This is a genomic window from Brevundimonas sp. (genome assembly GCF_029946145.1).
Taxonomy (GTDB): Bacteria; Pseudomonadota; Alphaproteobacteria; order Caulobacterales; family Caulobacteraceae; genus Brevundimonas.
Genome location: NZ_JAQSDY010000030.1, coordinates 65,550 through 91,223, shown reverse-complemented (window position 1 = coordinate 91,223; position 25,674 = coordinate 65,550). Strand labels below are relative to the sequence as shown.

Annotated in this window: 19 protein-coding genes; 7 read left to right on the top strand and 12 right to left on the bottom strand. The window is 67.7% G+C overall.

The genetic code is table 11. The features are described from left to right. Positions 1-56: 56 nt before the first annotated feature. The 3 genes from PSV23_RS16675 to PSV23_RS16665 are packed head-to-tail and all read right to left on the bottom strand — an operon-like array spanning position 57 to position 2,955. Complete coding sequence (locus PSV23_RS16675; protein WP_300471307.1) at positions 57-1,889, bottom strand: hypothetical protein; 1,833 nt, start codon at positions 1,887-1,889, stop codon at positions 57-59. A gap of 22 nt (positions 1,890-1,911) precedes the next feature. After that, a complete protein-coding gene (locus PSV23_RS16670) occupies positions 1,912-2,586 on the bottom strand; it encodes a DUF305 domain-containing protein (protein ID WP_300471305.1) in 675 nt (224 codons plus the stop codon). A 3-nt stretch (positions 2,587-2,589) separates the two neighbouring features. Further along, a complete protein-coding gene (locus PSV23_RS16665; protein ID WP_300471302.1) occupies positions 2,590-2,955 on the bottom strand; it encodes a hypothetical protein in 366 nt (121 codons plus the stop codon). A gap of 211 nt (positions 2,956-3,166) precedes the next feature. Here PSV23_RS16665 and PSV23_RS16660 point away from each other — a divergent pair, with 211 nt between their 5' ends. Next, a complete protein-coding gene (locus tag PSV23_RS16660) occupies positions 3,167-6,517 on the top strand; it encodes an amidohydrolase family protein (RefSeq protein WP_300471300.1) in 3,351 nt (1,116 codons plus the stop codon). Positions 6,518-6,664: 147 nt separating this feature from the next. After that, positions 6,665-7,576: a DUF1036 domain-containing protein gene (locus PSV23_RS16655; protein ID WP_300471298.1), complete on the top strand. Its 912-nt coding sequence runs from the start codon at positions 6,665-6,667 to the stop codon at positions 7,574-7,576. Positions 7,577-7,622: 46 nt separating this feature from the next. Here the strand turns inward: PSV23_RS16655 and PSV23_RS16650 are convergent, their stop codons facing one another. The 6 genes from PSV23_RS16650 to lepA all read right to left on the bottom strand — a co-directional run bounded on the left by PSV23_RS16650 (position 7,623) and on the right by lepA (position 13,902). Beyond that, positions 7,623-8,087, bottom strand: coding sequence for a hypothetical protein (locus tag PSV23_RS16650; RefSeq protein ID WP_300471296.1), 465 nt, complete (start codon positions 8,085-8,087; stop codon positions 7,623-7,625). Positions 8,088-8,179: 92 nt separating this feature from the next. Continuing rightward, entirely contained in the window at positions 8,180-8,986 is an 807-nt protein-coding gene (locus PSV23_RS16645) for a hypothetical protein (protein ID WP_300471294.1), read from the bottom strand. Positions 8,987-9,105: 119 nt separating this feature from the next. Then, positions 9,106-10,314 carry a type II restriction endonuclease gene (locus PSV23_RS16640; protein ID WP_300471291.1) on the bottom strand — a complete coding sequence of 403 codons (1,209 nt, stop codon included), beginning with the start codon at positions 10,312-10,314 and terminating at the stop codon, positions 9,106-9,108. Positions 10,315-10,330: 16 nt separating this feature from the next. Then, positions 10,331-10,780 (bottom strand): very short patch repair endonuclease, encoded by a 450-nt coding sequence (locus PSV23_RS16635; RefSeq protein WP_300471288.1) that lies wholly within the window; start codon positions 10,778-10,780, stop codon positions 10,331-10,333. Beyond that, positions 10,773-11,957, bottom strand: a complete 1,185-nt coding sequence (gene dcm / locus PSV23_RS16630; RefSeq protein WP_300471286.1) for a DNA (cytosine-5-)-methyltransferase — start codon at positions 11,955-11,957, stop codon at positions 10,773-10,775. The genes PSV23_RS16635 and dcm overlap by 8 nt, the downstream gene beginning before the upstream one ends. Positions 11,958-12,093: 136 nt before the next feature. Further along, positions 12,094-13,902 (bottom strand): translation elongation factor 4, encoded by a 1,809-nt coding sequence (lepA, locus tag PSV23_RS16625; protein ID WP_300471283.1) that lies wholly within the window; start codon positions 13,900-13,902, stop codon positions 12,094-12,096. 223 nt (positions 13,903-14,125) lie between these two features. Between lepA and PSV23_RS16620 the strand changes: the two genes are divergently transcribed. The 3 genes from PSV23_RS16620 (at position 14,126) to PSV23_RS16610 (ending at position 18,959) form a co-directional block, all read left to right on the top strand. Further along, positions 14,126-15,274, top strand: coding sequence for an efflux RND transporter periplasmic adaptor subunit (locus tag PSV23_RS16620; RefSeq protein ID WP_300471280.1), 1,149 nt, complete (start codon positions 14,126-14,128; stop codon positions 15,272-15,274). A gap of 9 nt (positions 15,275-15,283) precedes the next feature. Then, positions 15,284-18,376, top strand: a complete 3,093-nt coding sequence (locus tag PSV23_RS16615; protein WP_300471277.1) for an efflux RND transporter permease subunit — start codon at positions 15,284-15,286, stop codon at positions 18,374-18,376. An 85-nt stretch (positions 18,377-18,461) separates the two neighbouring features. Then, positions 18,462-18,959 carry an N-acetyltransferase gene (locus tag PSV23_RS16610; RefSeq protein ID WP_300471274.1) on the top strand — a complete coding sequence of 166 codons (498 nt, stop codon included), beginning with the start codon at positions 18,462-18,464 and terminating at the stop codon, positions 18,957-18,959. Between the two features lie 120 nt (positions 18,960-19,079). On the opposite strand, the gene PSV23_RS16605 is transcribed toward PSV23_RS16610, so the two are convergent. Both PSV23_RS16605 and nhaA read right to left on the bottom strand, forming a co-directional pair. Then, the gene (locus PSV23_RS16605; protein ID WP_300471272.1) at positions 19,080-21,686 is read right to left on the bottom strand and encodes a TonB-dependent receptor; all 2,607 of its coding nucleotides are present in this window, start codon (positions 21,684-21,686) and stop codon (positions 19,080-19,082) included. Between the two features lie 228 nt (positions 21,687-21,914). Then, positions 21,915-23,129, bottom strand: a complete 1,215-nt coding sequence (gene nhaA / locus PSV23_RS16600; RefSeq protein ID WP_300471270.1) for a Na+/H+ antiporter NhaA — start codon at positions 23,127-23,129, stop codon at positions 21,915-21,917. Positions 23,130-23,315: 186 nt separating this feature from the next. Between nhaA and PSV23_RS16595 the strand changes: the two genes are divergently transcribed. Then, complete coding sequence (locus tag PSV23_RS16595; protein WP_300471267.1) at positions 23,316-24,758, top strand: protein adenylyltransferase SelO family protein; 1,443 nt, start codon at positions 23,316-23,318, stop codon at positions 24,756-24,758. A gap of 280 nt (positions 24,759-25,038) precedes the next feature. Further along, positions 25,039-25,467, top strand: coding sequence for a DoxX family protein (locus PSV23_RS16590; RefSeq protein ID WP_300471264.1), 429 nt, complete (start codon positions 25,039-25,041; stop codon positions 25,465-25,467). Here PSV23_RS16590 and PSV23_RS16585 read toward each other — a convergent pair. Then, a complete protein-coding gene (locus PSV23_RS16585; protein WP_300471262.1) occupies positions 25,464-25,628 on the bottom strand; it encodes a DUF2256 domain-containing protein in 165 nt (54 codons plus the stop codon). The genes PSV23_RS16590 and PSV23_RS16585 overlap by 4 nt on opposite strands. Between the last annotated feature and the right edge of the window lie 46 nt (positions 25,629-25,674).

The following is a 25,674-nucleotide window of genomic DNA, read 5'->3' as shown; positions in this document are numbered from 1 at the left end:
CATAACGCCGGGGACCGGACGCCGTTCCGCCGACGGACTGCCGTCCGCCCCGGGCGTCAGCCCGCCCGCCGCTCGAACATCCCCGCCAGCGACTGCATCCGGCCCTTGTCGGCCCCGGTCGCCTTGTCGGCCGCCGCGGTCAGGGCCGCGGCCAGCTCGGCGGAACCCCGGCGGTTGCTGGCCCGACGGCGCCACTGGTCGATGCCCGCCTGGACCTGTCCCGTCAGGGCGGCGTCGGCGGTCGGCGAACGCGATATCTGGTCAAGCCAGGCCTGGGCCACGTCGGGGTGGTCGGGCCAGTTGATGCGCATCTGGGTCTGGGGGTTGATCTGGTCGGAGCGGACGGACTCGGCCGCGGCGATCTCGGCCGCCGACAGGAACTCGCCGGGGACCAGTTTCAGCACGTCGAGGCCGCGGGCGATCTCGCTGGAGTAGATGCGGCCGTTGAACCAGTAGGCCGACCATGAGCCGGCGACGATCAGCTTGCCCTCCTCGACCGGGCCGCGGTCGAAATAGGCGATCTCGAACGGCTTCGTCGGGTCGGTGAAGTCCATGACCGAGACGCCGCCCTGATACCAGGCCTGGACCATCAGGTCGCGGCCGGGGACGGGGATGATCATGCCGTTGTGGGCGACGCAGTTCTCGTCGGCGCCCTGGGCCGAGGGCAGCTTGTGGAAGGCCCGGCCGCGCAGGGTGCGGTTCTCGATGGTGGCGACCATGTTGGCGCCCCAGGTCGAGGGGTCGGTCGCCTGGCAGCGCGCGCCGATGCCGCCGCCCCACTCGTCGGTGAAGACGACCTTGTCCCCGGCGTTGTTGAAGGTGGCCGAGTGCCAGTAGGCCATGTCGGGGTCGAAGATGTCGGACACCCGGGTCGGGTTCCGGGGGTCCGAGATGTCCAGCAGGATGCCATTGCCGCTGCAGGCGCCGGCGGCCAGGCCGATCTCGGGGTAGACGGTGATGTCGTGGCACTGGTTGGTCTGGGCCGTGCGCTGGCTGGCGATGCCGGCGGCGCCGCCGCGCCACAGGCCGGCGACGCGGCCGGTCTGGCTGTCGGCGAAGATGCGCGGGCGGTTGACGATGGCGGCGTCCTGCGGCCGGTCCAGGTTCACCTTGATGACGTCGATGGAGAACAGGGCGGTCTCGGGGTTCTGGTCCGGCTGGCCGTCGGTGCAGATGGCCAGCTCCTCGGTCTTGCGAACGTCGGCGGTGCCCGAGTTGTAGATGTAGAGGCTGCGCGGATCGGCCGGGTCGGGCGCCAGGGTGTGGGTGTGCGAGCCGCGGCACGTCTGGACGGCGGCGATCTGGCGCGGGGCGTTCAGGTCGCTGATGTCGAAGATGCGGATGCCGCGGAAGCGTTCGGCGTTGACGTCGCCCTCTGCGGGGGCCGTGCCGCAGTCGAGGCGGGCGCGGTTCTGCTCCACCGACATGAACAGCAGGTTTCCGACCACCGAGACGTCGCCCTGACCGCCGGGGCAGACCACTGACATGACCAGTTCGGGCGCGCCGCGGGTCACGTCATAGGCGTTGAAACCGTTGAAATTGCCGACGAACAGCCGGCCGTTGGACATGGCCATGTCGCTGTTGGCCAGGGCCAGGGGGCCGTATTTGGGATTGTTGCGCATCCGCTCCTGGAAGGCAGCGGCCTCGGCGGCGTTCTGCGGCGGTGCGAACAGGGCGTCGGGATCGTAGAAGCCGGGCGCGGGCTGGACCGAATATTCCAGCGTCATGCCGCTCGCCAGCTGGCCGGCGTCGTGCAGGCCGCCGGTCAGGGCGCTGCGGGCGTCGGCCGTGATGACCTGGGCGGCGGGCGCCTGGGCCGAGGCGAGGCCGGCGCTCATCAGCACGCCGAGGGCGGCGGCGGTGGAAAGCAGGGTGCTGCGAACGTTCATGGCCGCTCCTTGGGGTGAGGGTTCAGAGGTCTGAGAGGATGGATTGCATGCGCAGGATCTCCGTCGACTGGTCGGCGACGACGGAGTTGGTGAAATCGGACAGCAGGGTGTCTTCGGCCGCGCCGGGGTTGGCCAGCAGGGCGTCGACCATGTCGAGCGCGCCCTGGTGATGCTGGATCATGCCTTGAAGGAACAGGCGGTCGAAGGCGGGGCCGGTGGCGGCGGCGAGGGTCTGCATCTGCGCCGGGGACAGCATGCCGGCCATGACCGGGGTGTCGGAGGCGGGCATGGCGTGGGCGGGGGCGTGGCCCATGTGGGCCGAGTGATCCATGCCGGCGTGGGACATGCCCGGCATCTCCAGCGGCTGGCCGCGCTGGCTCAGCCAGTCGCGCATGATGTCCATCTCGGCCTGCTGGCTCAGGGCGATGCGGCGGCCCATCATACGGACGGCCGGGTTCGCGCCCCGGGTCTCGAGCAGGCCGACCATCTCCACGGCCTGGGCGTGGTGAACGATCATGTGCTGCATGAAGGCGACGTCAGCGGCGGTGAAGGTCGATCGGCTGAGCGCCACCGCCTGCTCGGCCGTGATCACCCGCGCGCCCTGGCCGGGCGCGCCCGGCTGGAAGATCGGCGGCGTCTGCGTCCCGGTCTGGGCCGCGATCAGTCCGGCGAGGATGAGACCCGGCAGAAGGGTCATTCGCTAGCCCGCGGTGCCGACGGTGCTGAACTTGCCGTCCTGCTGATGGCCGATGACCCAGCTCAGGGTCTGGCCGCCCGCGAATTTGACGGCCCAGGTCTCGACCCGGCCCCCGGGCGTGTCCTGCGCGCTGACGAAGGTCATGGACTCGATCGCACCCATGGCGCTCAGCGCCGGGGCCATGCCCTGGATCTGGCCGTTGCAGGCGTCCAGCAGGGACGGAGCCATCAGCGCCTCCAGACAGGTTCCGGCGGCGGCCTCGGTGACGATCCGGTTCAGCTGCTCGCCGTACTGGCCCTCCTGGGCCAGCGCGGGGAAGGCCATCACGGCGGCCGCCGCGACGCCGGCCAACACTATCTGGATACGCATTGCGGATTTGTGCCCTTGTTGTTTCACGAACCATGACGCAGGCGGCAGGCGGTCACAACCTGTCGCCGCATGACAAAGAATTCACGCTTCGGCGCGGCGCGGCGGCGGCCCGACGGCTGGACTTGGCCTGCCCGGCAATGCTCTGTTGCCGCCCGACAAGGACGCGGCGCCCCCGGGGGCGGTTCAGACGTCTGTTGCGGGGCACGAAACCATGAAGCGCATCCTCCTGGCCACGGCCGCCTCGCTGGCGTTCGCATTCCCGGCCACGGCCCAGACGCCCGAGCCGGTATCGCCCCTGGCGTCGCCGCCGGTTCCGGCGCCGACGCCGGTTCCTGCTCCGGCCGCCGCTCCTGTTGCGGCGCAGGAGGGAGCCGCGGCCGCTCCCGCCGAAACACCGAAATGGGACGTCCAGAACCCGCCCGGACCGTCGCGCGACATTCCCATCGACGTGACCCGCGGCACCTGGATGTCGCTGGACGTCAGCCCCGACGGCCAGACCATCGTCTTCGACCTGCTGGGCGACATCTACGTCATGCCGGTCGCCGGCGGCGAGGCGCGCGCCATCGCCAGCGGCGTGGCCTGGGAGATGCAGCCCAAATGGTCGCCCGACGGCCGCCACATCGCCTTCACCTCGGATCGCGGCGGCGGCGACAACATCTGGATCATGGACGCCGACGGCTCGAACCCGACGCAGGTGTCGAAAGAGACCTTCCGCCTGCTGAACCAGCCGGAATGGACGCCCGACGGCCAGTTCATCGTCGCCCGCAAGCATTTCACCTCGGCCCGCTCGCTGGGGGCCGGCGAGCTGTGGATGTACCACCGCTCGGGCGGCGGCGGGGTGCAGATGACCGAGCGCCGCACCCAGCAGAAGGACACGGGCGAACCCGCCTTCTCGCCCGACGGCCGCTATCTGTATTTCAGCGACGACGCCACGCCGGGCACGACGTTCGAATACTCCAAGGACGTCAACACCCAGATCTACGTCATCCGCCGCCTCGACCGCGAGACAGGCGAGATCGACGCCTATGTCACGGGTCCCGGCGGCTCGATCCGCCCGACGCCCTCGCCCGACGGCAAGTCCCTGGCCTTCATCCGGCGCGTTCGCTACCAGTCGACCCTGTATGTCATGGACATCGAGTCCGGGCGCGAGACCCCGGTCTTCTCGGCCCTCGACCGCGACATGCAGGAGACCTGGGCCATCCACGGCGTCTATCCGGCGATCAGCTGGACGCCCGACAACCGCTCCATCGTCTTCTGGGCCGACGGCCGCATCCAGCGCGTCGACGTGGCGTCCCGGGCCGTCGCGGACATCCCCTTCCACGTCGCCGACACCCGTCGGGTGCAGGATACCGTCCGCTTCCCCATCGAGGCGGCGCCGGACCGGTTCGACGTGAAGATGCTCCGCTGGGCCCGCCCCTCGCCCGACGGCACCAAGGTGGTGTTTGAGGCCCTGGGCAATCTGTGGATCCGCGACCTGCCGACCGGAACGGCCCGCCGCCTGACCCGCCAGAGCGACCATTTCGAACTCTATCCGTCATGGTCGCGCGACGGCCGGTCGATCGTCTACACCACCTGGGACGATCAGGAGCTGGGCTCCATCCGCGTGGTTCCGGCGTCCGGCGGCGCCGGGCGTGTCGTGACGCCGAACCCCGGCCACTATGTCGAGCCGACCTTCAGCCCCGACGGCCGGACCATCGTCTATCGCACCACCAGCGACGGCTTCCTGACCACCGCCCTGTGGAGCCGCGACCCCGGAATCTACCGCGTCCCGACGGCGGGCGGCGAGCCCGTGCACATCACCGACGACGGCGAGGGCCCGCAGTTCGGCGCCGACGGCGAGCGCCTGTTCCTGACCGGCCGCGACGGCGACAAGCGCACCCTGATCTCGGTCGACCTGGACGGCGACGACAAACGCACCCACCTGACCAGCGAATGGGCCGCCGAGTTCGCCATCTCGCCCGACGGGAACTGGGTCGGCTGGACCGAGCGGTTCCAGGCCTATGTCGCCCCCTTCGTCGCCGCCGGCCGGCCCCAGGCCATCGCCCCCGACGGCAAGTCCCTGCCCCAGGCCCGGGTCACCCGCGATTCCGGCGAATGGCTGAGCTGGTCCGGCGACAGCCGCCGCCTGCAGTGGTCGCAGGGCCCCGAGCTGTTCAGCCGCGACCTGAACCAGTCCTTCACCTTCGTGGACGGCGCGCCGGACGAACTGCCCCGGCCCGACGAGCGCGGGATCAACATCGGCTTCAGCGCCGAAACGGACCGGCCCGAGGGCCGCATGGCCCTGACCGGCGCCCGGCTGATCACCATGAACGGCGCCGAGGTCATCGAGAACGGCGTCATCATCGTCGACGGCGCCCGCATCGAGGCCATCGGCCCGGCCGCCACCACCCCCGTTCCCGCCGGCGTTCCGGTCATGGACATGGCGGGCAAGACCATCATGCCCGGCCTCGTCGACGCCCACTGGCACGGCTCCATGGGGTCGGACGAGATCATCCCGGAACAGAGCTGGGTCGACTACGCCTCCCTGGCCTTCGGCGTCACCACGATCCACAACCCGTCCAGCGACACCAGCGAGATCTTCGCCCACAGCGAGCTGGCCCGCGCCGGCCGCGTCGTCGCCCCGCGCATCTTCTCGACCGGCTCCATCCTGTACGGCGCCACCAGCGCCGGCACGGTCAAGGTCGAGAGCCTGGACGACGCCCTGTCGACCCTGCGCCGCATGCAGGCCGCCGGCGCCTGGAGCGTCAAGAGCTACAACCAGCCCCGCCGCGACCAGCGTCAGCAGATCATCGAGGCCGCGCGCCAGCTGAACATGATGGTCGTCCCCGAGGGCGGCTCGCTGTTCCAGCACAATATGTCGATGATCGTCGACGGCCACACCACGATCGAGCATTCGATCCCGCTGGCCGTCCTCTACGACGACGTCCACCAGCTGTGGCGCCAGACCGGCACGGCCTACAACCCGACCCTGGTCGTGGCCTATGGCGGCAGCTATGGCGAAAACTACTGGTACCAGGAGAGCGAGGTCTGGAACCACCCGATCCTGACGCAATACGTCCCGCGCCGCATCCTCGACGCCCGCGCCCGCCGCCCCGTCACCCTGCCGGAGAACGAGTGGAACCACATCTCCATCGCGCGTGAGGCCAACCGCCTGTCGCAACAGGGCGTCAGCGTCTCCATCGGCGCCCACGGCCAGCGCGAGGGTCTGGCCGCCCACTGGGAGCTGTGGAGCCTGGCCCAGGGCGGCATGGCCCCCCTCGACGTGATCCGCGCCGGCACCCTGAACGGCGCCCGGTCGCTGGGTCTGGACCGCGACCTCGGCTCGCTGCAGGTCGGCAAGCTGGCCGACATGGTGGTGCTGACCGCCAACCCGCTGGAGAACATCCGCAACACCACGTCCATCGCCTACACGGTCGCCAACGGCCGGGTCTACGACACGGGCATGAACGAGGTCGCCCCGCGTCAGCGGGCCCGCGCGCCGTTCTGGTTCGCGGAAACCGGCGGCGAAGGCTGGGCCGCCGGCGCGGCGGAGGCGGAGACCGACGGCCACGGGCACGACTAGACGCCCCGGTTTCTCCTCCCGTTGGCGAAGCGAAGGGGGACCGCGACGCGGTGGAGGGGCGCCGGCCGAATTGGGTTGGCGTCCGGACGTCTCCCGATTAGCGTTCGCCCCGCGCACTGTTCTGAACCGCGGTCGGGGGACCCTTTGATGATCAACCAGTCCGCGCCCGGCGCGCGCGTCGCCCTGTCGGCGATCCTGGGCCTGACCCTCGTCGGGACGCCCGGCGTCGCGGCGGCGCAGAACACGCGCCTCGCGCCGCTCTACGGCTCCCGGGCGATGAGCTACGGCTTCCGCCCGGACCCGCATGAGGTGACCGTGCGCGCCGGCGGTCCGGCCAATGTGGAGGGCCGCAGCCTGCCGGAGGCGTGCCGCGGCCATATCACCGAGGCGGCGACTTATGAGGTTCGCTGGACGGCGGGGGGCGTCTCGCCGCTGATTTTCCGTACGGCTTCGGACGCTGACACGACCCTGCTGGTCAACGGACCCGACGGAAGACTGGTTTGCGACGACGACAGCGGACCGGGGCTGGCCGCCGAGGTCGTGTTCGAGACGCCGACCTCCGGCGTCTACGACGTCTGGGTCGGTCGTCTGGCCGAAGGGACGGCGGCGGCGACGCTCTCCGTCAGCGAGCTCCGTTCGTCCGCGGACGAGGACGAATGGGACGACGAAGCGTGGGAGGAGGAGGAGGACGAACCGACGCCGCAACCTTCCAACATCAGCATCAAGGCCTGTAACGACAGCGGCATGCCGGCCGTCGTCGCTGTGTCCTACGTGCCCGAAGGGCAGACGCGGTTCGCCACCCGGGGATGGTTCGCGATCGCCAGCGGCGCCTGCAGCACCCTGGCGACGACGATGAACCGGAGCTTCTACCTGTATGGCGTGACCACGGACGGATCCAACCGGGAATGGTCGGGCGATATCGGCACCTGCGTGCGCTATCCGGATGCCTTCTTCGAATACGTCCCGACAGGGAACACCTGCCTCCCGGGTCAGGTCGTGCGCCAGTTCCACACCCACGCCGCGACGGCATTTGGCGAAACCGTCTGGCGGATGCCCTGACCCCACGGCCCTGACGGCGGCCGCCGCGAGGGCGCGGGCGTGCGGCTCAGTTGCAGGCCACCAGCAGATTGGGCCTGCACTCGGGCTCGGTGCGGCGGACGGACCGTTCGCCGTGGTCGCGGGCCGCGAACGCCGCCAGCCACGCCTTGCGCTCGTCCTCGGTCTTCAGCGCGCGGTAGGCGGTGAGTTCGTCAGCCGTCAGCGTCGTCTGCAGATAGCCACGGTCGGCCATGCAGCGCTCATAGCCCGTCTGTTGCGCCTGGGCCTGGGCAATGCCCTGGCCGATGCCGGCGCCCAGCGCGGCGCCGGCCTGGGACGGCAGCGCCGGATTGTACGGCATTCCGTTCGCTCCGGCGCCGCCCGTCCGCGCCAGAGCCTGACAGCGGTCGATGTCGCCCAGCAGTTCGGATTGCGACACCAGCGGCCGGGTATGAACGAAGGGGTCGCGCGTGGCGCAGCCGTTCAACACGACCGCAGCCAGAGCCGACGAAACCACCATGCGCCAATTCATTGAGACCCCCTCCCGCAAGGATTGAACCTCCATAGAACCGGATCGCGAAAACGGGTCAACCCGGGCCGGTCAGCCCCCTCCCGGCAGAAACGTCAGCCGCTCTCCGGGGGCCAGGAACTCCCCGTCTTGAGCGTCACCGGCGCCGGTTCGAACGTCGGCGGCGTCAGCCCCGCCGCCCGCACCATCGCCTCCAGCCGTCGGCTGTGGGCGCCCAGCTCCTCCATCAAGCCTTCCTGCGCCGTCTCCAGCTGCTGCCGGAACCGCCGCAGCTCCCACCACTCGTTCTTCAGGTCCCGGTCCGGGTCCTTCACCCCCGGCCGCTCGTTGACGTGGAAGCGCGCCTCCAGCCGCTCCTCGCTGGCCATGGCGACATTGAACACGCTGGCCAGCGGCAGGGTCTCCAGCGTCCCCGCCTCGCGCGCCTGCGCCTGCCCCGCCATCCGCTGATAGCTTTCGGCCAGCCCGGTCAGCGCCCGGGCTTCGGCCCACATCCGCCCCCGCATCGCCCGCCCCGAGGCCATCGCCGCCACCCGCGCCAGGGCGACGGGATCGCCGGCCAGAGGGTCGTCGGCGCCCTCGGGCGCGAAAAGGTTTTTCAGCGCCATCCGGTCCGCCCGCGGCCGCTCGGCCCGCACGGCCTCGGCGGCCTCGACCGCGCGCGCATGGGCCCGCGCCCGGTCGTCGCCATTGGTCTTCTTGGTCCAGCCGTCCCGGCACGCGTGGTAATAGACCGACCCCGGCGCGACCCTCCACTTGACCGCCAGTTCGCGCGCGGTGGCGCCGTTCCGGTACGCCTCCACGATCTCGGCCCAGCTCTCCTTGCTCAGGCGATAGTGGCCGGGGATGACCGGCGGGCGCGGTCGGCGGGGCGGGAGCTCATCGGCATGGGTCTGTGTCATGTCGCGAATTATGGGCGGGGCGCGCAGCGGGTATGGCAAACGGGCGAAATCGGCCCGCAAACGCAGGCGGGGCCGTGAATGGGAGTGCTAGGAAATAATCGTCCGAAGACGTGGTGCGGCTAGATGACGTCCTGCCGGGCGCGAACAAGCTCCAGAAAACTCGTCAAATCGATCAACCAATCTCTTTGGGCGGGCATGAACGTTTCGTGCAGCCGACGCGGTATGACGAGTTGCAATGACTTTGCCCGCATCTCGTCGGTTTGGTTCTCGGAGATGCCCGGCTCAAGTGTCAAAAGGTGCTTGTGCTCAATGCGACGGGCTTCTGAAAGCACCTGCCTCCATCGATCCTTCAAGGTCGATTTGGCGCCCAGCATGGTCAGCCGCGCTTCAGGGAAAGCAGCGTCCGCGTAGTCGTTCGCTCCGGGGAACAGGAAGTCCGGCTTGTTGCGATTCTCCGTTTGCGCACCCCGCGCAAACCGAATCTCCTGTGCCAGAAAAACCGCCTCAAGGTGGTTCTCGAGCGCCTGACCGGCCCTGGCCTTTCGACGGTTCTGGACGCTCAGGGAAAATGACAGGAAGCCATCGACGTCGATAACGCCGGCCGCTTGAAAGCCATTCCCAATTCTCTCGACAACAATCCTCCGTTCCAGTCTCCGGAAGAGCCGCTCCTCCTGATCCAGCCAATCGACGAGCGCGCCGTCCGGGTCATCAATCGCTGAGACTTCGGGCAGCGAACGCCGTGCGAGTTCGGAGAAGACCTTCGTCTTGGGGAAGGTCAGCCCATACGGTTCAATCAGTTGATCGAGGCGATCAGCCTCGGGCTCTTCCGGCTCGATGGAAAGCTCATCGAGAATATACCTTGCTGCAAATCCCAGCTCGGTGTCGTGCTCCGCATCAAGATGCTGAACAGTGACGTTTTGCTCGTCCGGCGGCTCCAGGCCAAACAGCCACAGAAGCTGGTTTTGGACTGCCCCGGCGGCGGGTGTGACAATCGTCAGGAATGATCCATCGCGTTGCAAGGCGATGACGAGCAGATCACCGACGGCCATCGCCTCGGTTACGGCGTTGGTGGAATAGTAGAGGTGATATTCCGGCGATCGAGGCTTGCCCTTGCGGACGTTCGACCAACTCAGAAATCCGTCCTCGGTGAGAGAGCCCTGCTCATCTGAAAGCCAGATAAACCGTGTAGGAACGCCCTTGCGGTCCTCATCTCCCAAAAGCTGGCGAAGCGGCTGAACGCCCTGGAACTCGTGCTGGTTTGATCGCTCGGTGATGGTCTCAACCAGCGTCAGCCGCTTGGCGACGGCGCCTGCGAACAGGTCGGACAACATTCCCCTGCGCAAATCAGGTCCCTCTGATGGTCAGACGTTGTTGCCCTGACTTCAACCAGTCTGCGCAGCGGGTGGTCAGTTCTTCAAGCGATAGACGTTCACGTCCCTTGAGAGCGCACTCCCATACCGTCGCCACGCGCCAGCCCGCATCCAGAAGTCTGTTCTCGGCCTCGATATCGACCTGCCGATTGCGCCCGATCTTTGCTTCCCAGAACTCCGGTCGCGTCTTTGGCCATTTGAACAGATGGCAGTCGTGTCCGTGCCAGAAGCAGCCGTGCACAAAGATCACCGCCCGGTGCTTAGGCAGGCAGATGTCCGGCCTTCCCGGCAGATCGCAGTGCAGCCGATAGCGAAACCCGCGCGCATGCAGCGCCTTGCGGATCATCAACTCCGGTTTGGTGTTCTTGCCCCGGATGCCGGACATCATCCGGCTGCGGGTCGCCGGATCGACGACGTCAGCCAACCCCGGCCTTCGGCCGTTTCCCGAGAGCGGCGAAGAGGTGCGGCTTCATATGTTCGGCGACGGCTTTCACGGCCGGCACAACAACAGAATTGCCGAACTGGCGATAGGCCTGGGTGTCCGACACCGGGATGATGAACTCCGCGCCACGCGGAGAATCGAAACCCATCAGGCGCGCACACTCGCGCGGCGTAAGACGGCGAGGCGTCTCCCCCTCACCTCGTTTCACCAGAATCTCCGACCCATCCTTGTAGTAGCGGGCTGACAAGGTGCGGGCGACATTCTCCGGCCCCACCAGACCGAAACCAAAGCCGTTGCCGGCCGCCTGGTGCTTCTCCTTGTAGCGCTGGAGATAGTTCCAGAGGTGATCCGTCAGTGTGTATTTGTCCGCCACACGACCCGAGTTGCCGACGGTGTATTTCTGGTCCGGTATCTCGGACTCGTCGCCTTCGCGGTGAAGAATCTCCACCAGCTTGGGCGCCGCGTCAGGCAGCTTCATATCCGCGAAGCGGAAGCCCTGATCGGCCCGGAAGCCGACAATGAAAATCCGTTCCCGGTGCTGCGGGGTCCAGTGACGGCCATCGATGACCCGGAAGTCGATGGTGTAGCCAAGTTCCCCGGTCAGAACGTCCTTGATGGTCTGGAACGTCTTGCCCTTGTCGTGGCTGACCAGGTTGCGGACGTTCTCCAGCAGGAAGGCGGCGGGCTGATGATGTTTGATGATCCGCGCCACATCGAAGAACAGCGTCCCCTGGGTCTTGTCCTCGAACCCGTGGGCGCGGCCCAGGGCGTTCTTCTTGGACACGCCGGCGATCGAGAACGGCTGGCACGGAAAACCGGCCAGCAGCACGTCGTGCGCCGGGATGTCCGTGACATCCACCTTGGTGATGTCGCCGTTGATCTCGTGGTCGTCGTCGGGGAAGTTCGCGGCGTAGGTCTTCTGGCTGTACTTGTCCCACTCGGACGTGAAGACGCAGCGCCCGCCGATGGACTCGAACCCGCGCCGCAGCCCGCCGATCCCGGCGAACAGGTCGATAAATGTGAAGTCAGCGGGTGGCTGATCCTTGCCGCCGCGAAGCAGCTTCAGGGCCGGTTGGGTGACCACAGGCGAAGGCGGGCCTTCGATATAGCCCCGGCGCACCGCTTCATCGGTCGCCGCCTGGCCAGCCTGTTTCACCATAAGGGCATACTCCGACACGGCGATTCCGCGCTTGTTCAGGGTGGCAGGTTGGGGAGATTCTGCCAGGAGAACAAGTCAGGAACAAGGACTTACCAACCGCAAGTCGAGCACTGGCGTCAGTTCTATTCGCCGAGCCTCAATCCTCATCCATCTTCAGCGCCGCGATGAACGCCTCCTGCGGGATCTCCACCTTGCCGAACTGGCGCATCCGCTTCTTGCCGGCCTTCTGCTTCTCCAGCAGCTTCTTCTTCCGCGTGGCGTCGCCGCCGTAGCATTTGGACGTCACGTCCTTGCGCAGCGCCCGCACCGTCTCGCGGGCGATGATCTTGCCGCCGATGGCCGCCTGGATGGGGATGACGAACAGGTGCGGGGGGATCAGCTCCTTCATCTTCTCGACCATGCTGCGCCCGCGCATCTCGGCGCGGCCGCGGTGGACCAGCATGGACAGGGCGTCGACGGGCTCGGCGTTGACGAGGATGTTCATCTTGACCAGATCGCCGACCTTGTAGTCCGACAGCTCGTAGTCGAACGAGGCATAGCCCTTCGAGATCGACTTCAGCCGGTCATAGAAGTCGAACACCACCTCGTTCAGCGGCAGCTCATAGACCACCAGGGCGCGGCTGCCGACGTAGGACAGTTCGACCTGCGAGCCGCGGCGGTCCTGGCACAGCTTGATGACGCCGCCCAGGTATTCGTCGGGGGTCAGGATGGTCGCCTTGATCCACGGCTCGCTGATTTCCAGGATCTGCATCACGTCGGGCAGGTCGGCCGGGTTGTGCAGCTCCATCTCCGAGCCGTCGCGCAAGGCGATCTTGTAGACCACCGACGGGGCCGTCGCGATCAGGTCGAGGTTGAACTCGCGGCTGAGCCGCTCCTGGATGATCTCCAGATGCAGCAGGCCGAGGAAGCCGCAGCGGAAGCCGAAGCCGAGGGCGGCGCTGGACTCCATCTCATAGGTGAAGCTGGCGTCGTTCAGGCGCAGGCGGCCGATGGCGGCGCGCAGGTCCTCGAAATCGGCGGCGTCGACCGGGAACAGGCCGCAGAAGACCACCGACTGGACGTCCTTGAAGCCCTTCAGCGGTTCGGCGGTGGGCTTCTTCTCGTCGGTGATGGTGTCGCCGACGGCGGCGTGGGCGACCTCCTTGATCTGGGCGGTGATGAAGCCGACCTCGCCGGGGCCGAGCTGGTCGACCGGGGTGTTCTTGGGCAGGAAGACGCCGACGCGGTCGATCAGATGGGTCGAGCCGTTCTGCATCATCTTGACGCGCTGGCCGGTCTTCAGCGTGCCGTCGAAGACGCGGACCAGGACGACGACGCCGAGATAGGGGTCGTACCAGGCGTCGACCAGCAGGGCCTTGAGCGGCGCGTTGGGATCGCCCTTCGGGGCCGGCAGGCGGGTGACGATGGCCTCCAGCACGTCCTCGATGCCGATGCCGGACTTGGCCGAGCAGAGGACGGCCTCGGAGGCGTCGATGCCGATGACGTCCTCGATCTGCTGCCGCACCCGCTCAGGCTCGGCCGCCGGCAGGTCGATCTTGTTCAGGACCGGGACAATTTCATGATTGTTGTCAATGGCCTGATAGACGTTGGCCAGGGTCTGGGCCTCGACCCCCTGCGACGCGTCGACGACCAGCAGGCTGCCCTCGCACGCCGCCAGCGAACGGCTGACCTCATAGGCGAAGTCGACGTGGCCCGGCGTGTCCATCAGGTTGAGGACGTAGTCGAGCCCGTCCTTCGCCTTATAGTTCAGGCGCACCGTCTGCGCCTTGATGGTGATCCCCCGCTCCTTCTCGATATCCATCGAATCAAGCACTTGCGCCGACATTTCACGCGCGGTGAGCCCGCCGGTGAACTGGATCAGGCGGTCGGACAGGGTCGATTTGCCGTGGTCGATGTGCGCGACAACGGAGAAATTCCGGATACGGTCGATGGGAGGGGTCGTCATGGCCGCGCCGGTAGCACGGCGGGGCGGAATCGCCAACGCGGACGCCGTCCTGCCGTCGCCCCGGCACCGCGATTGTGGCGGATTACTTCGCTGTAAGGCCGCGCTTTCGGGTTTGAGAACCGGTTGCGGACCCGCTATTCAACAGCTGATGACAGAGCGCCGGAGCGGCGCCTGATGGTCGGCGCGCGGCCTCCCCGCCGCGGCGCCCTGCAGGGGATCAGACGTGGCGAACATCAAGCGGAACATGGGGGCCGGCGCGGCCGCGGTCATCGTCAGCCTGGCCCTGGCGGCCTGCGGCGGCGGCGACGACGCCAGGAAGGCCGAGGCCAAGGCGGGCGCCAAGGCAGGCGGCGGCGCCTCCAGCCAGACCGTGTCGGTGGTGGTCGCTTCGTTGCAAAACCTGCCGCGCACCGTCACGGCCTCGGGCACGGTGTCGGCCTGGGAAGAAGTGCCTGTCGGCGCCGAGACCGGCGGCCTGACGGCCACCGGCGTCTACGTCGACGAGGGGACCTGGGTCCGGCAAGGCCAGCCACTGGTGCAGATGAACGACGCCCTGCTGCGCGCCCAGCTGCGCCAGCAGCAGGCGGCGGTGCAGACCGCAGAGGCCAACGCGGCGCGCGATCAGGCGGCCCTGGGCCGGGCCCAGGAGCTGAAGGAACGGGGCTTCCTCAGCCAGGCCTCGCTGGACACGGCCCTGGCCAACCAGCGCGCCTCCAGCGCCAATGTCCTGGCGGCGCAGGCGTCTCTGTCCGAAACGCGCACGCGCCTGTCGCAGGCGACGATCAAGGCTCCCGTTTCGGGTCTGGTCATCAGCCGCAACGTCACGCGCGGCCAGATCATCTCGGCCGGGACCGAACTGTTCCGCATAGTCCGCGATGGCCGGCTCGAGCTGGACGCCCAGGTGCCAGAGACCGATCTGGCGCTGGTCCGCGCGGGCCAGAGCGCTGTCATCACCTCCGACCAGATCGGCGAGACGACCGGCCGTGTCCGCATCGTGACCCCCGAGGTCAACGCCGAAAACCGTCTGGGCGTGGCCCGTATCGCCCTGACCGGGGGCGGCTTCCGCCCCGGTATGTTCGCCCGCGCCCGCATCCAGGTCGGCGACCAACCCGCCGTGACCGTGCCAACCGCCTCGGTGCTGTACCGCGAGAACCGCGCCGGCGTCTTCATGCTGGGGGCCGACAACCGGGCCCACTTCCAGCCCGTGACGGTGCTGTCGCGCACCACCAATTCGACGGCGGTCAGCGGCCTGGCCGCAGGGGCGCGGGTCGTGGTGGCGGGGGCCGGCTTCCTCGGCGAGGGCGATCGCGTGACCATCGCGCCTGCCGCCCGTCCCGCTCCGGTCCGTGCGGCCGCCCCGGCGAAGAAGTAGGGCCGGACGATGAAAAACATCTCGTCCTGGTCGATCAAGAATCCGATCCCGATCATCCTCATGTTCGTGCTGCTGACGCTCGCGGGCGTCAACGGCTTCATGGGGATGCGGATCAACAACAACCCCGACATCGATTTCCCGCTGATCAGCGTCTATGCGGGCCGGCCCGGCGCCGCGCCCAGCGAGATGGAAGTCCAGGTCACCCGGCTGATCGAGGACTCGCTGGCCGGCTTGCCGGGCGTGCGCCACATCAACTCCCAGGTGCTGGACGGTTCATCCCAGACGACCATCGAATTCGAGCTGGGCACCGACACCGAGCGCGCCACCAACGACGTCCGCAACGCCATGAGCGGCCTGCGCGCCGACCTGCCGCAGGACATGCAGGAGCCCAGCGTCCAGCGCATCGACATCACCGGCGACGCCCTGATCACCTGGGTGGTCCGCTCCTCGACCATGACGCCGGAAGAGATCAGCTGGTTCATCGACAACGAGGTCAGCCGCTCGCTGCTGTCCATCAGCGGCGTCGGCGAGGTCAACCGCTCGGGCGGGGTCGACCGGGAAATCCGCGTCGAACTCGATCCGGACCGCCTGGCCTCGTTCGGCCTGACCGCGGCCTCGGTCAGCCAGGCGCTGACCTCGGTCAACAACGACCTGCCCGGCGGCCGGGTGACGATCTCGGGCTCCGAGCGGTCGATCCGCACCCTCGGCGCCGCCGGCTCGATCGAGCAGCTGCGCGAGACGCTGATCCCCCTCCCCGGCGGCCGTTCCGCCCGTCTCGGCGATCTGGGCACGGTCGAGGACCACTGGAGCGAGCCGCGCCGTCTGGCCCGCTACAATGGCCAGGAGGCCGTCACCTTCAACTTCCTGCGCTCGCGCAGCGCCTCGGAGGTCAAGGTCGCCGAAAAGGTCCGCGAACGCGTGGCCGAGATCGACGAGGCCCACCCCGAACTGACCATCGAAAAGGTCACGTCCAGCGTCGAGTACATCGAGGAAAGCTACCTCGCCTCGATCGAGGCCCTGCTGCTGGGCGCCGGTCTGGCGGTCATCGTGGTGTTCATCTTCCTCAGGGACTGGCGCGCGACCTTCATCACGGCCACGGCCATGCCGTTGTCGCTGATCCCCGCCTTCGCCATCCTGGGGCCGCTGGACCAGTCGCTGAACGTGGTCACCCTGCTGGCCCTGTCGCTGACGGTCGGCATCCTGGTCGATGACGCCATCGTGGAGATCGAGAATATCGTCCGGCACATGCGGGACGGGAAGTCGCCGTATCACGCCTCGATGGAGGCGGCGGACGAGATCGGTCTGGCCGTCGTGGCCACCACCGCCACCATTCTGGCTGTGTTCGCGCCGGTCGGCTTCATGCCGGGCATCATCGGCCAGTTCTTCAAGGCCTTCGCCCTGGCCGCCTGCGTCTCCGTCGCCTTCTCTCTGGTCGTGGCGCGGACCCTGACGCCGCTGATGGCCGCCTATCTGCTGAAGCACCAGAAGCACGAGGACGCCGATCCGTTCTGGATGGGGACCTATCTGAAGTCCCTGCGCTGGTCGCTGGCCAACCGCTGGAAGGTGTTCGCCCTGGGCACCGTGCTGTTCGTCGGCTGCGGGTATCTGGCCACCAAGGTGCCGTTCGAATTCTCGCCCTCGGGCGACCAGTCGCGCGCCGCCTTCTCGGTGGAGCTGCCGCCCGGGGCCACCTTGCGTCAGACCGACGCCATCGTGCAGCAGGTCACCCGCGACCTGCGTCAGCGGCCCGAGGTCACCTCGGTCTACGCTTCAGTCGGAGGTCAGGACGTCAATCAGGCCAATGTCTATGCCGACATGGTCGACAAGGGCGAGCGCGAGCTGAGTCAGCAGGATTTCGCGCGCCAGATGGTGGACGGCTGGAAGGCCATCCCCGGAGCCCGGATCGGCGCCGGGACCGGCAACCAAGGCGGCGGACCGTCCGACGGGACCAGCTACACCTTCGCAATTCTGAGCGACAATCCGGCGGCGCTGCAGGCCGCGGCGCGCCAGATCGAGGCCGAGATGCGCTCGGTTCCAGGGCTGGCCAATGTGGTCAACACCGCCTCGATCGCGCGGCCGGAAATCCTCGTCACGCCGCGCCCGGATCAGGCCGCCCTGATGGGGGTCTCGACCGGCGACATCTCCCAGACCATCCGCGTCGCCACCATCGGCGACGTCGCCCAGAACCTGCCCAAATACAATCTGGGCGACCGTCAGGTGCCCATCCGCCTGCAGCTGTCAGAGGCGGCGCGCGAGGATCTGTCGGTGCTGGAAACCCTGCGCGTCCCGACCGACAGCGGCGGCGCCGTGCCGCTGAGCGCCGTGGCCGACATCCAGTTCGGTTCGGGCCCGTCGCAGGTGCTGCGTCAGGACCGATCGCGGATCGCCTCGATCACCGCCGAACTGGACGGCATCCGTTCTGGCGAAGCCGACGCCGCGGTCAAGAAGCTGCCCGGCGTCGTCAACCTGCCGGCCGGCGTGCGTCAGGTGCCGGCCGGGGACGCCGAGTTCATCCAGGAGATGATCACCGGCTTCGCCGTCGCCTTCCTGACCGGGATCCTGCTGATGTATGCTGTGCTGGTGTTGCTGTTCCGCAGCTTCGCCTATCCCATCACCATCATGGCCTCCCTGCCCCTGGCCATCGGCGGCGCCTTCGTGGCGCTGGTGATCGGCGGGTCCAGCTTCTCGATCTCGTCGCTGATCGGGGTGCTGATGCTGATGGGGATCGCGGCCAAGAACTCCATCCTGCTGGTCGACTATATCGTCATGGCCGAGAAGGACGGGATGAAGCGCTGGGACGCCATCATGGACGCCGCCCACAAGCGGGCGCGGCCCATCCTGATGACCACCTTCGCCATGGGCGCCGGCATGATGCCGGTGGCGGTCGGCTGGGGCGCGGACGTGGAATTCCGCCAACCCATGGCCATCGCCGTGGTCGGCGGGCTGATCTCCTCGACCTTCCTGTCGCTGCTGTTCATTCCGCCCATCTTCACCATCATCGACGACATCGCCGGCTTCTTCGCCCGCCGCATGAGCAAGATGTTCGCGGGCCAGCGCCATGCGCCGGTGCGGCCGGAGCCGGTCGCGCCTCCGGCGAAATAGGGCGGGCCGAGGAAGGGTTGGGAAGCGGGCGCGATCATCCGCCCGCTTCCGATCCGTCGCAGAAGCGGATTAGTCCAGGAACCAGATGGCCCACATCTCCCTTCGCCCGTTGAGCCTGGCCGACGCGCCCGCGGCTCTCGCCCTCATGCGCCGGGCCGAGGGCGGCCTTGGTCGGCTGCCCGACGAGATGGAGCTTCCATGGATGGAGCAGGCCCTCACAAGCGCGCTGGACGGCGGCCTTGCGATCGGCGCCTGGGAGGGGGCGCGGCTGGTCGGTCTCATAAAGGCGAGCCGCATGCCCTCCGTGCAGTTCCAGCATGTGCTTTGGGATTTGACCGTCGCGGTTGACCCCGCATCGCAAGGCCGGGGCACAGGCCACAGGTTGTTTTCGGAACTGCTTGCGAACGCGGCGACCCTGACGCCGAGGATCGAGCGGGTGGAACTCGTCGTCAGGGAAGGCCTGACGCATGCGATCCGCCTCTACGAACGCGTCGGCTTCCGCCAGGAAGGCCGCTTCGAACGGCGTTTCCGGCTCTCCGACGGGTCTTGTCAGGCCGATATTCCAATGGCTCTGTTTCTGTAGCGGCGCGGGTCCCTTCGGGCCCCGCTTCCCGGCCATAACGGCCCAACGGACCCGCCCCCAAAACAAAACCGGCCGGGGTTTCCCCCGGCCGGCTGGTCGTCCCGCCCTGCGGCGGGGCGGCTAGTATTTGAAGCGCAAGGTCGCGCCGTAGGTGCGGGGCTGGCCCAGGAAGGCGTCGTAAGTCTGGGTGTCCAGCGCCGGGTTGTAGTAGGTGCCGTTCGGCTGCACCGTCGTCTGGAACGCCGAGCCTTGCAGCGGAGCGTTGTAGGCGACCTGGATGTATTCCTCGTCGGTCAGGTTCTGGACCCAGAACTCGGCCGTCCAGCGCTCGTCCTCGGTGCCGACCATGATGCGGCCGTTCACCGTGGTGAAGGCTTCCTGCAGCTTGTAGGGCAGCAGGTCCGAGCCGGTGTTGTAGTCGCCCATGTATTTGGCGGCGAGGCTGAAGCCGGCGCGCAGGCCGTTCCCCATGTTACGTTCGAAGTTGACCGAGCCGGTGGCCGACCATTCCGGCGCGAACGAGGCGCGGGCTCCCGGCAGCAGGGAGAGCTGCGGGAAGTTGCCCGGCGTCGTCAGATCGGCGGCGGTGAAGTTTCCGTAGTTGGCGTCGGTCCAGGTGACGCCGCCCTGGAAGCTCAGGCCCTCGATCGGGGTGAACCAGACCATGTCGGCGTCGACGCCGCGCGAGGTCAGTTCGGGGATCGATTCCACGACGAAGGCGGTGCCGAGGAAGGTGTTGAGCTGGAAGTCCTCGAACGTCTGGTCGAAGTAGGTGGCGTTCAGCAGCAGGGTGCGGCTCAGCAGCGTCATCTTCACGCCGGCTTCGTAGCTGTCGACCACTTCCGACGGGAACAGCAGCGAGGCGGTCGGGGTGATGCCGCTCTGCACGCGATCCAGGTTGTAGCCGAAGCTCTTGTAGCCGCGGGCGTAGGACACATAGGCCAGGATCGACGGGTTCAGGCGGTAGGACGCCTTGACCGTTCCGCTCAGTTCCCCGTCGTCGAAGCTTTCGGAGATGTTGCGGTTGGTGAAGGCCGAGTTGGCCCACGGGAGGCAGATGTTGCCGAGGATGGTCGGGGCCGAGGCGCCGAGCACCGCGCCGATGGCTCCGGCGTTGGCCAGGGCGGCGTTACACGTATTGCCGTTGCCGTTCACGTTGCGCTGCTGCGCCACCAGGCTCTTGTCATCCATGGTGTAGCGAAGGCCAAGAGTGATGTCGAAGGCCTCGGTCACGTGCCAGCTGTTGTTGGTGAAGAGGGCGATCGACTCGGACTGCTGGTCGTACTGGTCCTCGACGCCCTGTCCGACCACGAAGCCGATGCCGCCGCCGCTGACGGCGCCGCCGGTGCCCAGGCAGGCGCCCAGACCCGGCGCCGTCTGCGCCGTCCGCGTGAAGCAGCCGATGTCGTTGGGGCTGATGGGAAGGGCCGGATTGGCGCGGTTCAGGGCCGCGCTGAGAACGAACGACAGATAGGGCGTATAGTCGGCGCCGAAGTAGTAGCTGTCCGTCCGGCCGATATCTTCCTTGGTGGCGAACAGGCCGACCAGCCAGTCGAGGCGGTCGTTCGACCCGGCCAGGCGGAATTCCTGGGTCAGGTTGTCGACCTCATAGCCGTAGTCGCCGTCCTGGACGCGATACAGCAGATCCGCGCCCGTATAGTCGATGTCCTGGCCGAGGCTGGAGGTCCAGCGACGGAGCGAGGTGACCGAGGTCAGGGTCGACCCGCCGAGGAAGGTCGGCATGTCGATGTTGGCCTCGATCGAGACGCCCTTGTCCTCGACTTCCTGGCCGTCCGCACGATTGGCGAAGCCGGTGCGCGAGAATGGCAGGGCGCCGAAGCCGGCGGCCGGCGGACGCTGGCCCGTGCCGTTCGAGAGACCGTCAACGAACGGATAGGTGGGTCCTGTGCGGATCTGGGTGCCGATGCAGCAGAACTCGTCGCGCGACGAATAGTCGGCGATCATGCGGATGGAGACATTGTCGTTCGGCAGCCACAGCAGCTGGCCGCGGACGGTGCCGAAATCCTGGTTGCCGTCGGTGGTCTCCGGACGCGGGCCGTCGCCGGTGTCGACGTTCATGAAGCCGTTGCGGACACGGCGGCCGGCGTACAGGCGGAAGGCGAGGGTGTCGCTGATCGGGCCGGTGACGGACCCGGAAGCGCCCATCTGGCCGTAGTTGCCGGCGGTCAGTTCGGCGTTGAAGCCTGGCGTGAACGAGGGGGCTTCCGTGATGATGTTGATGACGCCGGCCGAGGTGTTCTTGCCGAACAGCGTGCCCTGCGGGCCCTTCAGGACCTCGATGCGGGCCAGTTCGCCCAGGTCGCCGAAGCCGACCGAGTTGCGCGAACGATAGACGCCGTCGATGACCACGCCGACCGAGCTTTCCAGGCCGGGGTTGTCGCCGACCGTGCCGACGCCGCGGATGCGGGCGGTGGTCGAGGCCTCCGACGAGGTCGAGGTGACCGTCATGCCGGGGGTCAGGATTTGCAGGTCCTTGATGTCGCGCACGCCGGCGTCCTGCAGCACTTCCTGCGACAGGCTGGTGACCACGATCGGCACGTCCTGCAGGTTCTGCTCGCGCTTCTGGGCGGTGACGATAATGTCGTCGATCGTGGTGGGCTGCTCCTGCGGCGCCTGCTGGGCCGAGGCGGCGCCGGCGATACCGAAGGCGCAGGCGCCCACGACGGCGGCCGACACGGTTGTGCGAAGAAGGTTGGTAAGGCGCATGGTCGCTCCCCGACATGGGCCGGGACCCCGTCAAGGACGGCGACCGCGGCGTTTCCTGATCCCTGGCCCGCGCCCTTCTGTGGAGCGCGGAAAGTCCAGCATCCGGGGTAATCCAAGCCGGACTCAGCGACAAGCAGCGCGACAGCTCACGGCCCTGTTTCCGCCATAGCGCAAGCATGACTGTGACGCAAAAGCGACAGAAATCGATGACCCTAGGTCAATATTCGCCTAGACCGAGGCAGTATCCGGCGCCTGCTCGGCCAAAATCTTGCGTCGTCGCGAGGCCACCGCCAGCACCGCGCCGCCGGCGATCGCGGATAGCAGCGACCCCAGCAGCACGCCCAACTTGACCTCGACCTGTTCCGGCGAGTCGATGGCGCCCGGGAACGCCAGGGCGCCGATGAACAGGCTCATGGTGAAGCCTACGCCGCACAGCAGGCTGACCCCGTAGACTTCCAGCCAGGTCGCGCCCGTCGGTTTGGAGCCGATCCGGAAGGCCGAGGCGAGCCAGGCCGCGCCCAGCACCCCGACCTGCTTGCCGATGAACAGGCCGAGCGCGATGCCCAGCACCAGCGGAGCCAGCATCTGGTCCAGCGACAGGCCGGCGAAGCTGACGCCGGCCTTGGCGAAGGCGAACAGCGGCAGGACCAGGAAGGCCACATAGGGGTGCAGGTCATGCATGGCCTCCTGCAACGGACTCTGTCCGTCGCAACGGCGGTCGACGACCGGCACGATGGCGGCGAAGGCGACCGCGGTCAGCGAGGTCGACAGCCCGGCCAGCACCGTCAGATACCAGACCGCGCCGAAGCCGAGGACCCAGAAGGGCGCCGGAATCTTGCGATTTCGGGCCACGAAGAAGCCGACAACCAGAACCGCGACGATCGCGGCGAGCGGCTGCAGGCTGACCCCGCTGGAAAAGAGCGCGGCGATCAGGGCGATGGCGCCGAGGTCATCGACGATGGCCAGGGTCAGCAGGAAGACCCGCAGCGACGAGGGCAGCCGCCGCGCCATCACGGCGAAAACAGCGAGGGCGAAGGCGATATCGGTGGCCAGGGGGATCGGCCAGCCGCCGTGCGGCCCGCCCATCAGGCTCGAGAACGCCAGATAGACCAGGGCCGGGGCGATCATGCCCCCCGCCGCAGCCAGAACCGGCGTGGCCAGTTTGCGCGGATCGCTGAGATCGCCGCGCAGAATCTCGTATTTGATCTCCAGCCCGACCACGAGGAAGAAGACCGCCATCAGCCCTTCCTTGATCCATTCCGAGATCGACATCTTCAGGACCAGCGGGCCGAGCTGCAGGACGTGCTCGCTCTTGAGCCAGCCGAAATAGGACGTCGACCACGGCGAGTTGGCGACCACGAGTGCGGACAGAGCCGCGAACCCCAGCACCGCGCCTGAGCCAGCCTCGGTCTTGAGGAATTCGAGAGTGAGTTTACGCGCCACGGCGGCCTCCGGATCAGAAAGGTCAGTCGTGACGCCAGGTTATCGACGGGCGCCGGACCGGATTCATCCTCGTCGGGACGCCAGCCTGACCGCCCGCGGCGGCCTGATCTCTGCCGCACACAATAGAGGCAGACCGCGCACATTCAACCGTTGCGCCCGGAGTATGAAGACCGCATCTGCACTTTTATGCCGATCTCACCCGCCTATTGCCCCGATCCCCGCTTTTTCAATCTGGGCGAGGACTACGGCGACGCCGTCAGGGCGGCTGACTTTCCGGAGGCCATTCTGCGGGTCCGCAACGACCGGGCCGCCGCGAGCGTCGGGCTGGACTCCCTGACCGATGCCGAATGGATCGCGCATTTCGGCCGGTTCGAGCCCCTGCCCGGCCAGCCCGGTCCGATCGCGATGCGCTATCACGGTCACCAGTTCCGCACCTACAACCCCGACCTCGGCGATGGCCGGGGGTTCCTGGCGGCGCAGTTGCGGGACGACCGGGGACGATTGCTGGACCTCGGAACCAAGGGCTCGGGCCAGACGCCGTGGTCGCGCGGCGCGGACGGGCGACTGACGCTGAAGGGCGGAATGCGCGAGGTTCTGGCCGCAGAAATGCTGGAGGCGCTCGGCGTTCCCACCAGCCGCGCGTTCAGCCTGATCGAGACGGGCGAGCCCCTGCAGCGCAGCGACGAGCCGTCGCCGACCCGGTCAGCGGTGCTGGTGCGGCTTTCGCACAGCCATATCCGCTTCGGCACCTTTCAGCGGGCGGCGTATCTGGGCCGCCAGGACATGGTCGAGACCCTGGTCGAGCATGCGCGGGCCGCCTATCACCCCGAGGTCGCGCCGGGCGACGTCCCCGGTTTTCTGCGCGCCGTGGTCGAGGCCTCGGCCCGGCTGACGGCGCGATGGATCGCCGCCGGCTTCGTGCACGGAGTGCTGAACACCGACAATCTGAACGTCACCGGCGAGAGCTTCGACTACGGCCCGTGGCGTTTCCTGCCGTATTACGAACCCGGCTTCACGGCCGCCTATTTCGACCAGACCGGGCTGTACGCCTTCGCCCGCCAGCCGGAGGCGGTGTTCTGGGCTCTGACCCAGCTGGGCGGAGCGTTGAAGCCGGTCACCGACGCCGGGCCGTTGACCGAGGCGCTGAACGGTTTCGGCCCGGCCTATATCCGCGAGCTGCGCGCGGCCTTCCTGGCCCGGCTGGGCGTGCTGAGCGTCGGCGAGGCGGCTGACCAACGGCTGCTGGACACGACCCTGGCGCTGCTGCGTGAAGGCGCCGAAGGGCTGCGCTGGGAGCCGCTGTTCTTCGACTGGTTCGGCGGCTTCGCCTCGTCCGCGAGAGCCTTGGGCGGACTGCGCGGCAAGCTGTACCAGGGCGAGGCGTTCGACGCCTTCCGCTTCGCCCTGTTCGAGCATGAGCCGGACCGACCCCAACGGCTGGAGCATCCCGTCTTCGCCCGTCCTGAACCCGAGGAAATGCTGATCGACGAGGTCGAGGCAATCTGGACGGCGATCGACGATGACAACGACTGGGGGGCACTGAAAACAAAGATCGAACGCGTTCGCGAAGCGGGCGAGGCGTGGGGCCTGGCGGCTGCTGACAGCAGGGTGGCGGCAGGGCGGGCGTAGGAAGACGGGGCCGGATGTCAGCCGGTTCGCCCGCCTGTGAGCCGCCCCGATGCCCAACCCGTCCGTGAAGGCCGCCCGCCGCAGGCCTGACCTTAACTCCGCTGCAACGCCGTTCGCATTACAAAGATTTATGCATACGGCCACGCTTCGGCCCCGTAGCTCACGCAGAAGGCGGTCACGGATGGTTACGGTCACGCTTCGCACCCTTGCGGAATGGCTCATGCGATCCGACATCGCCACTGTTGCCAATCACAAGAGCGCCCTCCCCGGCGTCAGAAAAATGACTTCTCAGACCCTCTCCCCCGCCCGTTCGCGCCTGAACGCAAGCTATCGCAACCTGACCCTGTGGACCCTGCAGGGCTGGCTCGTGATGTTCTTCATCGGCGCTGGCTATGCCAAGCTCACCGAGCCGATGGCCAATCTGGTCGACCTGATGCGTTGGCCGGCGCTGGTCGCGCCGAACATGGTGCGCGGGCTCGGCCTGGCGGAAATCCTCCTGGCCCTTCTGGTTCTGGCCCCGCTGGTGTCGTGGAAGCAGGGTCGCCCGCTTCTGGTCATGGCCGCCTCGGGCCTGCTGGCGCTGGAAGTCGTCATGCTGGGACTGCACGCCGTCGGCGGGGATGTCGGTCCGGCCGTGACCAACCTGATCCTGATCGCGATGACCGCCCCCGTGCTGTGGTATCGGGCGCGGGAAGTTCGCCAAGCCTAGGTCCCGGCGGCCCGGCAACGGTTCGAGCACACCTTCGCGCCGTCCCGGTCGCGCGCCCATTTGCGGCGCCATGAGAACGGCCTGCCGCAGACGATGCACGTCTTCTGCGGCAGATCGCGCTTGTCCGTGGCGCTGCCCGGGTTGGCATGTTTGCGAGCCATACGGAGCTAAAGGCTTCCCTTTACGTGCACGTCAAGTTATGACGAC

What these genes read in the sequence shown, in the direction of transcription:
- PSV23_RS16675 (WP_300471307.1), bottom strand. Translation starts at nt 1,889, where the DNA reads ATGAACGTTCGCAGCACCCTGCTTTCCACCGCCGCCGCCCTCGGCGTG.
- PSV23_RS16670 (WP_300471305.1), bottom strand. Translation starts at nt 2,586, where the DNA reads ATGACCCTTCTGCCGGGTCTCATCCTCGCCGGACTGATCGCGGCCCAG.
- PSV23_RS16665 (WP_300471302.1), bottom strand. Translation starts at nt 2,955, where the DNA reads ATGCGTATCCAGATAGTGTTGGCCGGCGTCGCGGCGGCCGCCGTGATG.
- PSV23_RS16660 (WP_300471300.1), top strand. Translation starts at nt 3,167, where the DNA reads ATGAAGCGCATCCTCCTGGCCACGGCCGCCTCGCTGGCGTTCGCATTC.
- PSV23_RS16655 (WP_300471298.1), top strand. Translation starts at nt 6,665, where the DNA reads ATGATCAACCAGTCCGCGCCCGGCGCGCGCGTCGCCCTGTCGGCGATC.
- PSV23_RS16650 (WP_300471296.1), bottom strand. Translation starts at nt 8,087, where the DNA reads ATGAATTGGCGCATGGTGGTTTCGTCGGCTCTGGCTGCGGTCGTGTTG.
- PSV23_RS16645 (WP_300471294.1), bottom strand. Translation starts at nt 8,986, where the DNA reads ATGACACAGACCCATGCCGATGAGCTCCCGCCCCGCCGACCGCGCCCG.
- dcm (WP_300471286.1), bottom strand. Translation starts at nt 11,957, where the DNA reads ATGGTGAAACAGGCTGGCCAGGCGGCGACCGATGAAGCGGTGCGCCGG.
- lepA (WP_300471283.1), bottom strand. Translation starts at nt 13,902, where the DNA reads ATGACGACCCCTCCCATCGACCGTATCCGGAATTTCTCCGTTGTCGCG.
- PSV23_RS16615 (WP_300471277.1), top strand. Translation starts at nt 15,284, where the DNA reads ATGAAAAACATCTCGTCCTGGTCGATCAAGAATCCGATCCCGATCATC.
- PSV23_RS16610 (WP_300471274.1), top strand. Translation starts at nt 18,462, where the DNA reads ATGGCCCACATCTCCCTTCGCCCGTTGAGCCTGGCCGACGCGCCCGCG.
- PSV23_RS16605 (WP_300471272.1), bottom strand. Translation starts at nt 21,686, where the DNA reads ATGCGCCTTACCAACCTTCTTCGCACAACCGTGTCGGCCGCCGTCGTG.
- PSV23_RS16595 (WP_300471267.1), top strand. Translation starts at nt 23,316, where the DNA reads ATGCCGATCTCACCCGCCTATTGCCCCGATCCCCGCTTTTTCAATCTG.
- PSV23_RS16590 (WP_300471264.1), top strand. Translation starts at nt 25,039, where the DNA reads ATGACTTCTCAGACCCTCTCCCCCGCCCGTTCGCGCCTGAACGCAAGC.
- PSV23_RS16585 (WP_300471262.1), bottom strand. Translation starts at nt 25,628, where the DNA reads ATGGCTCGCAAACATGCCAACCCGGGCAGCGCCACGGACAAGCGCGAT.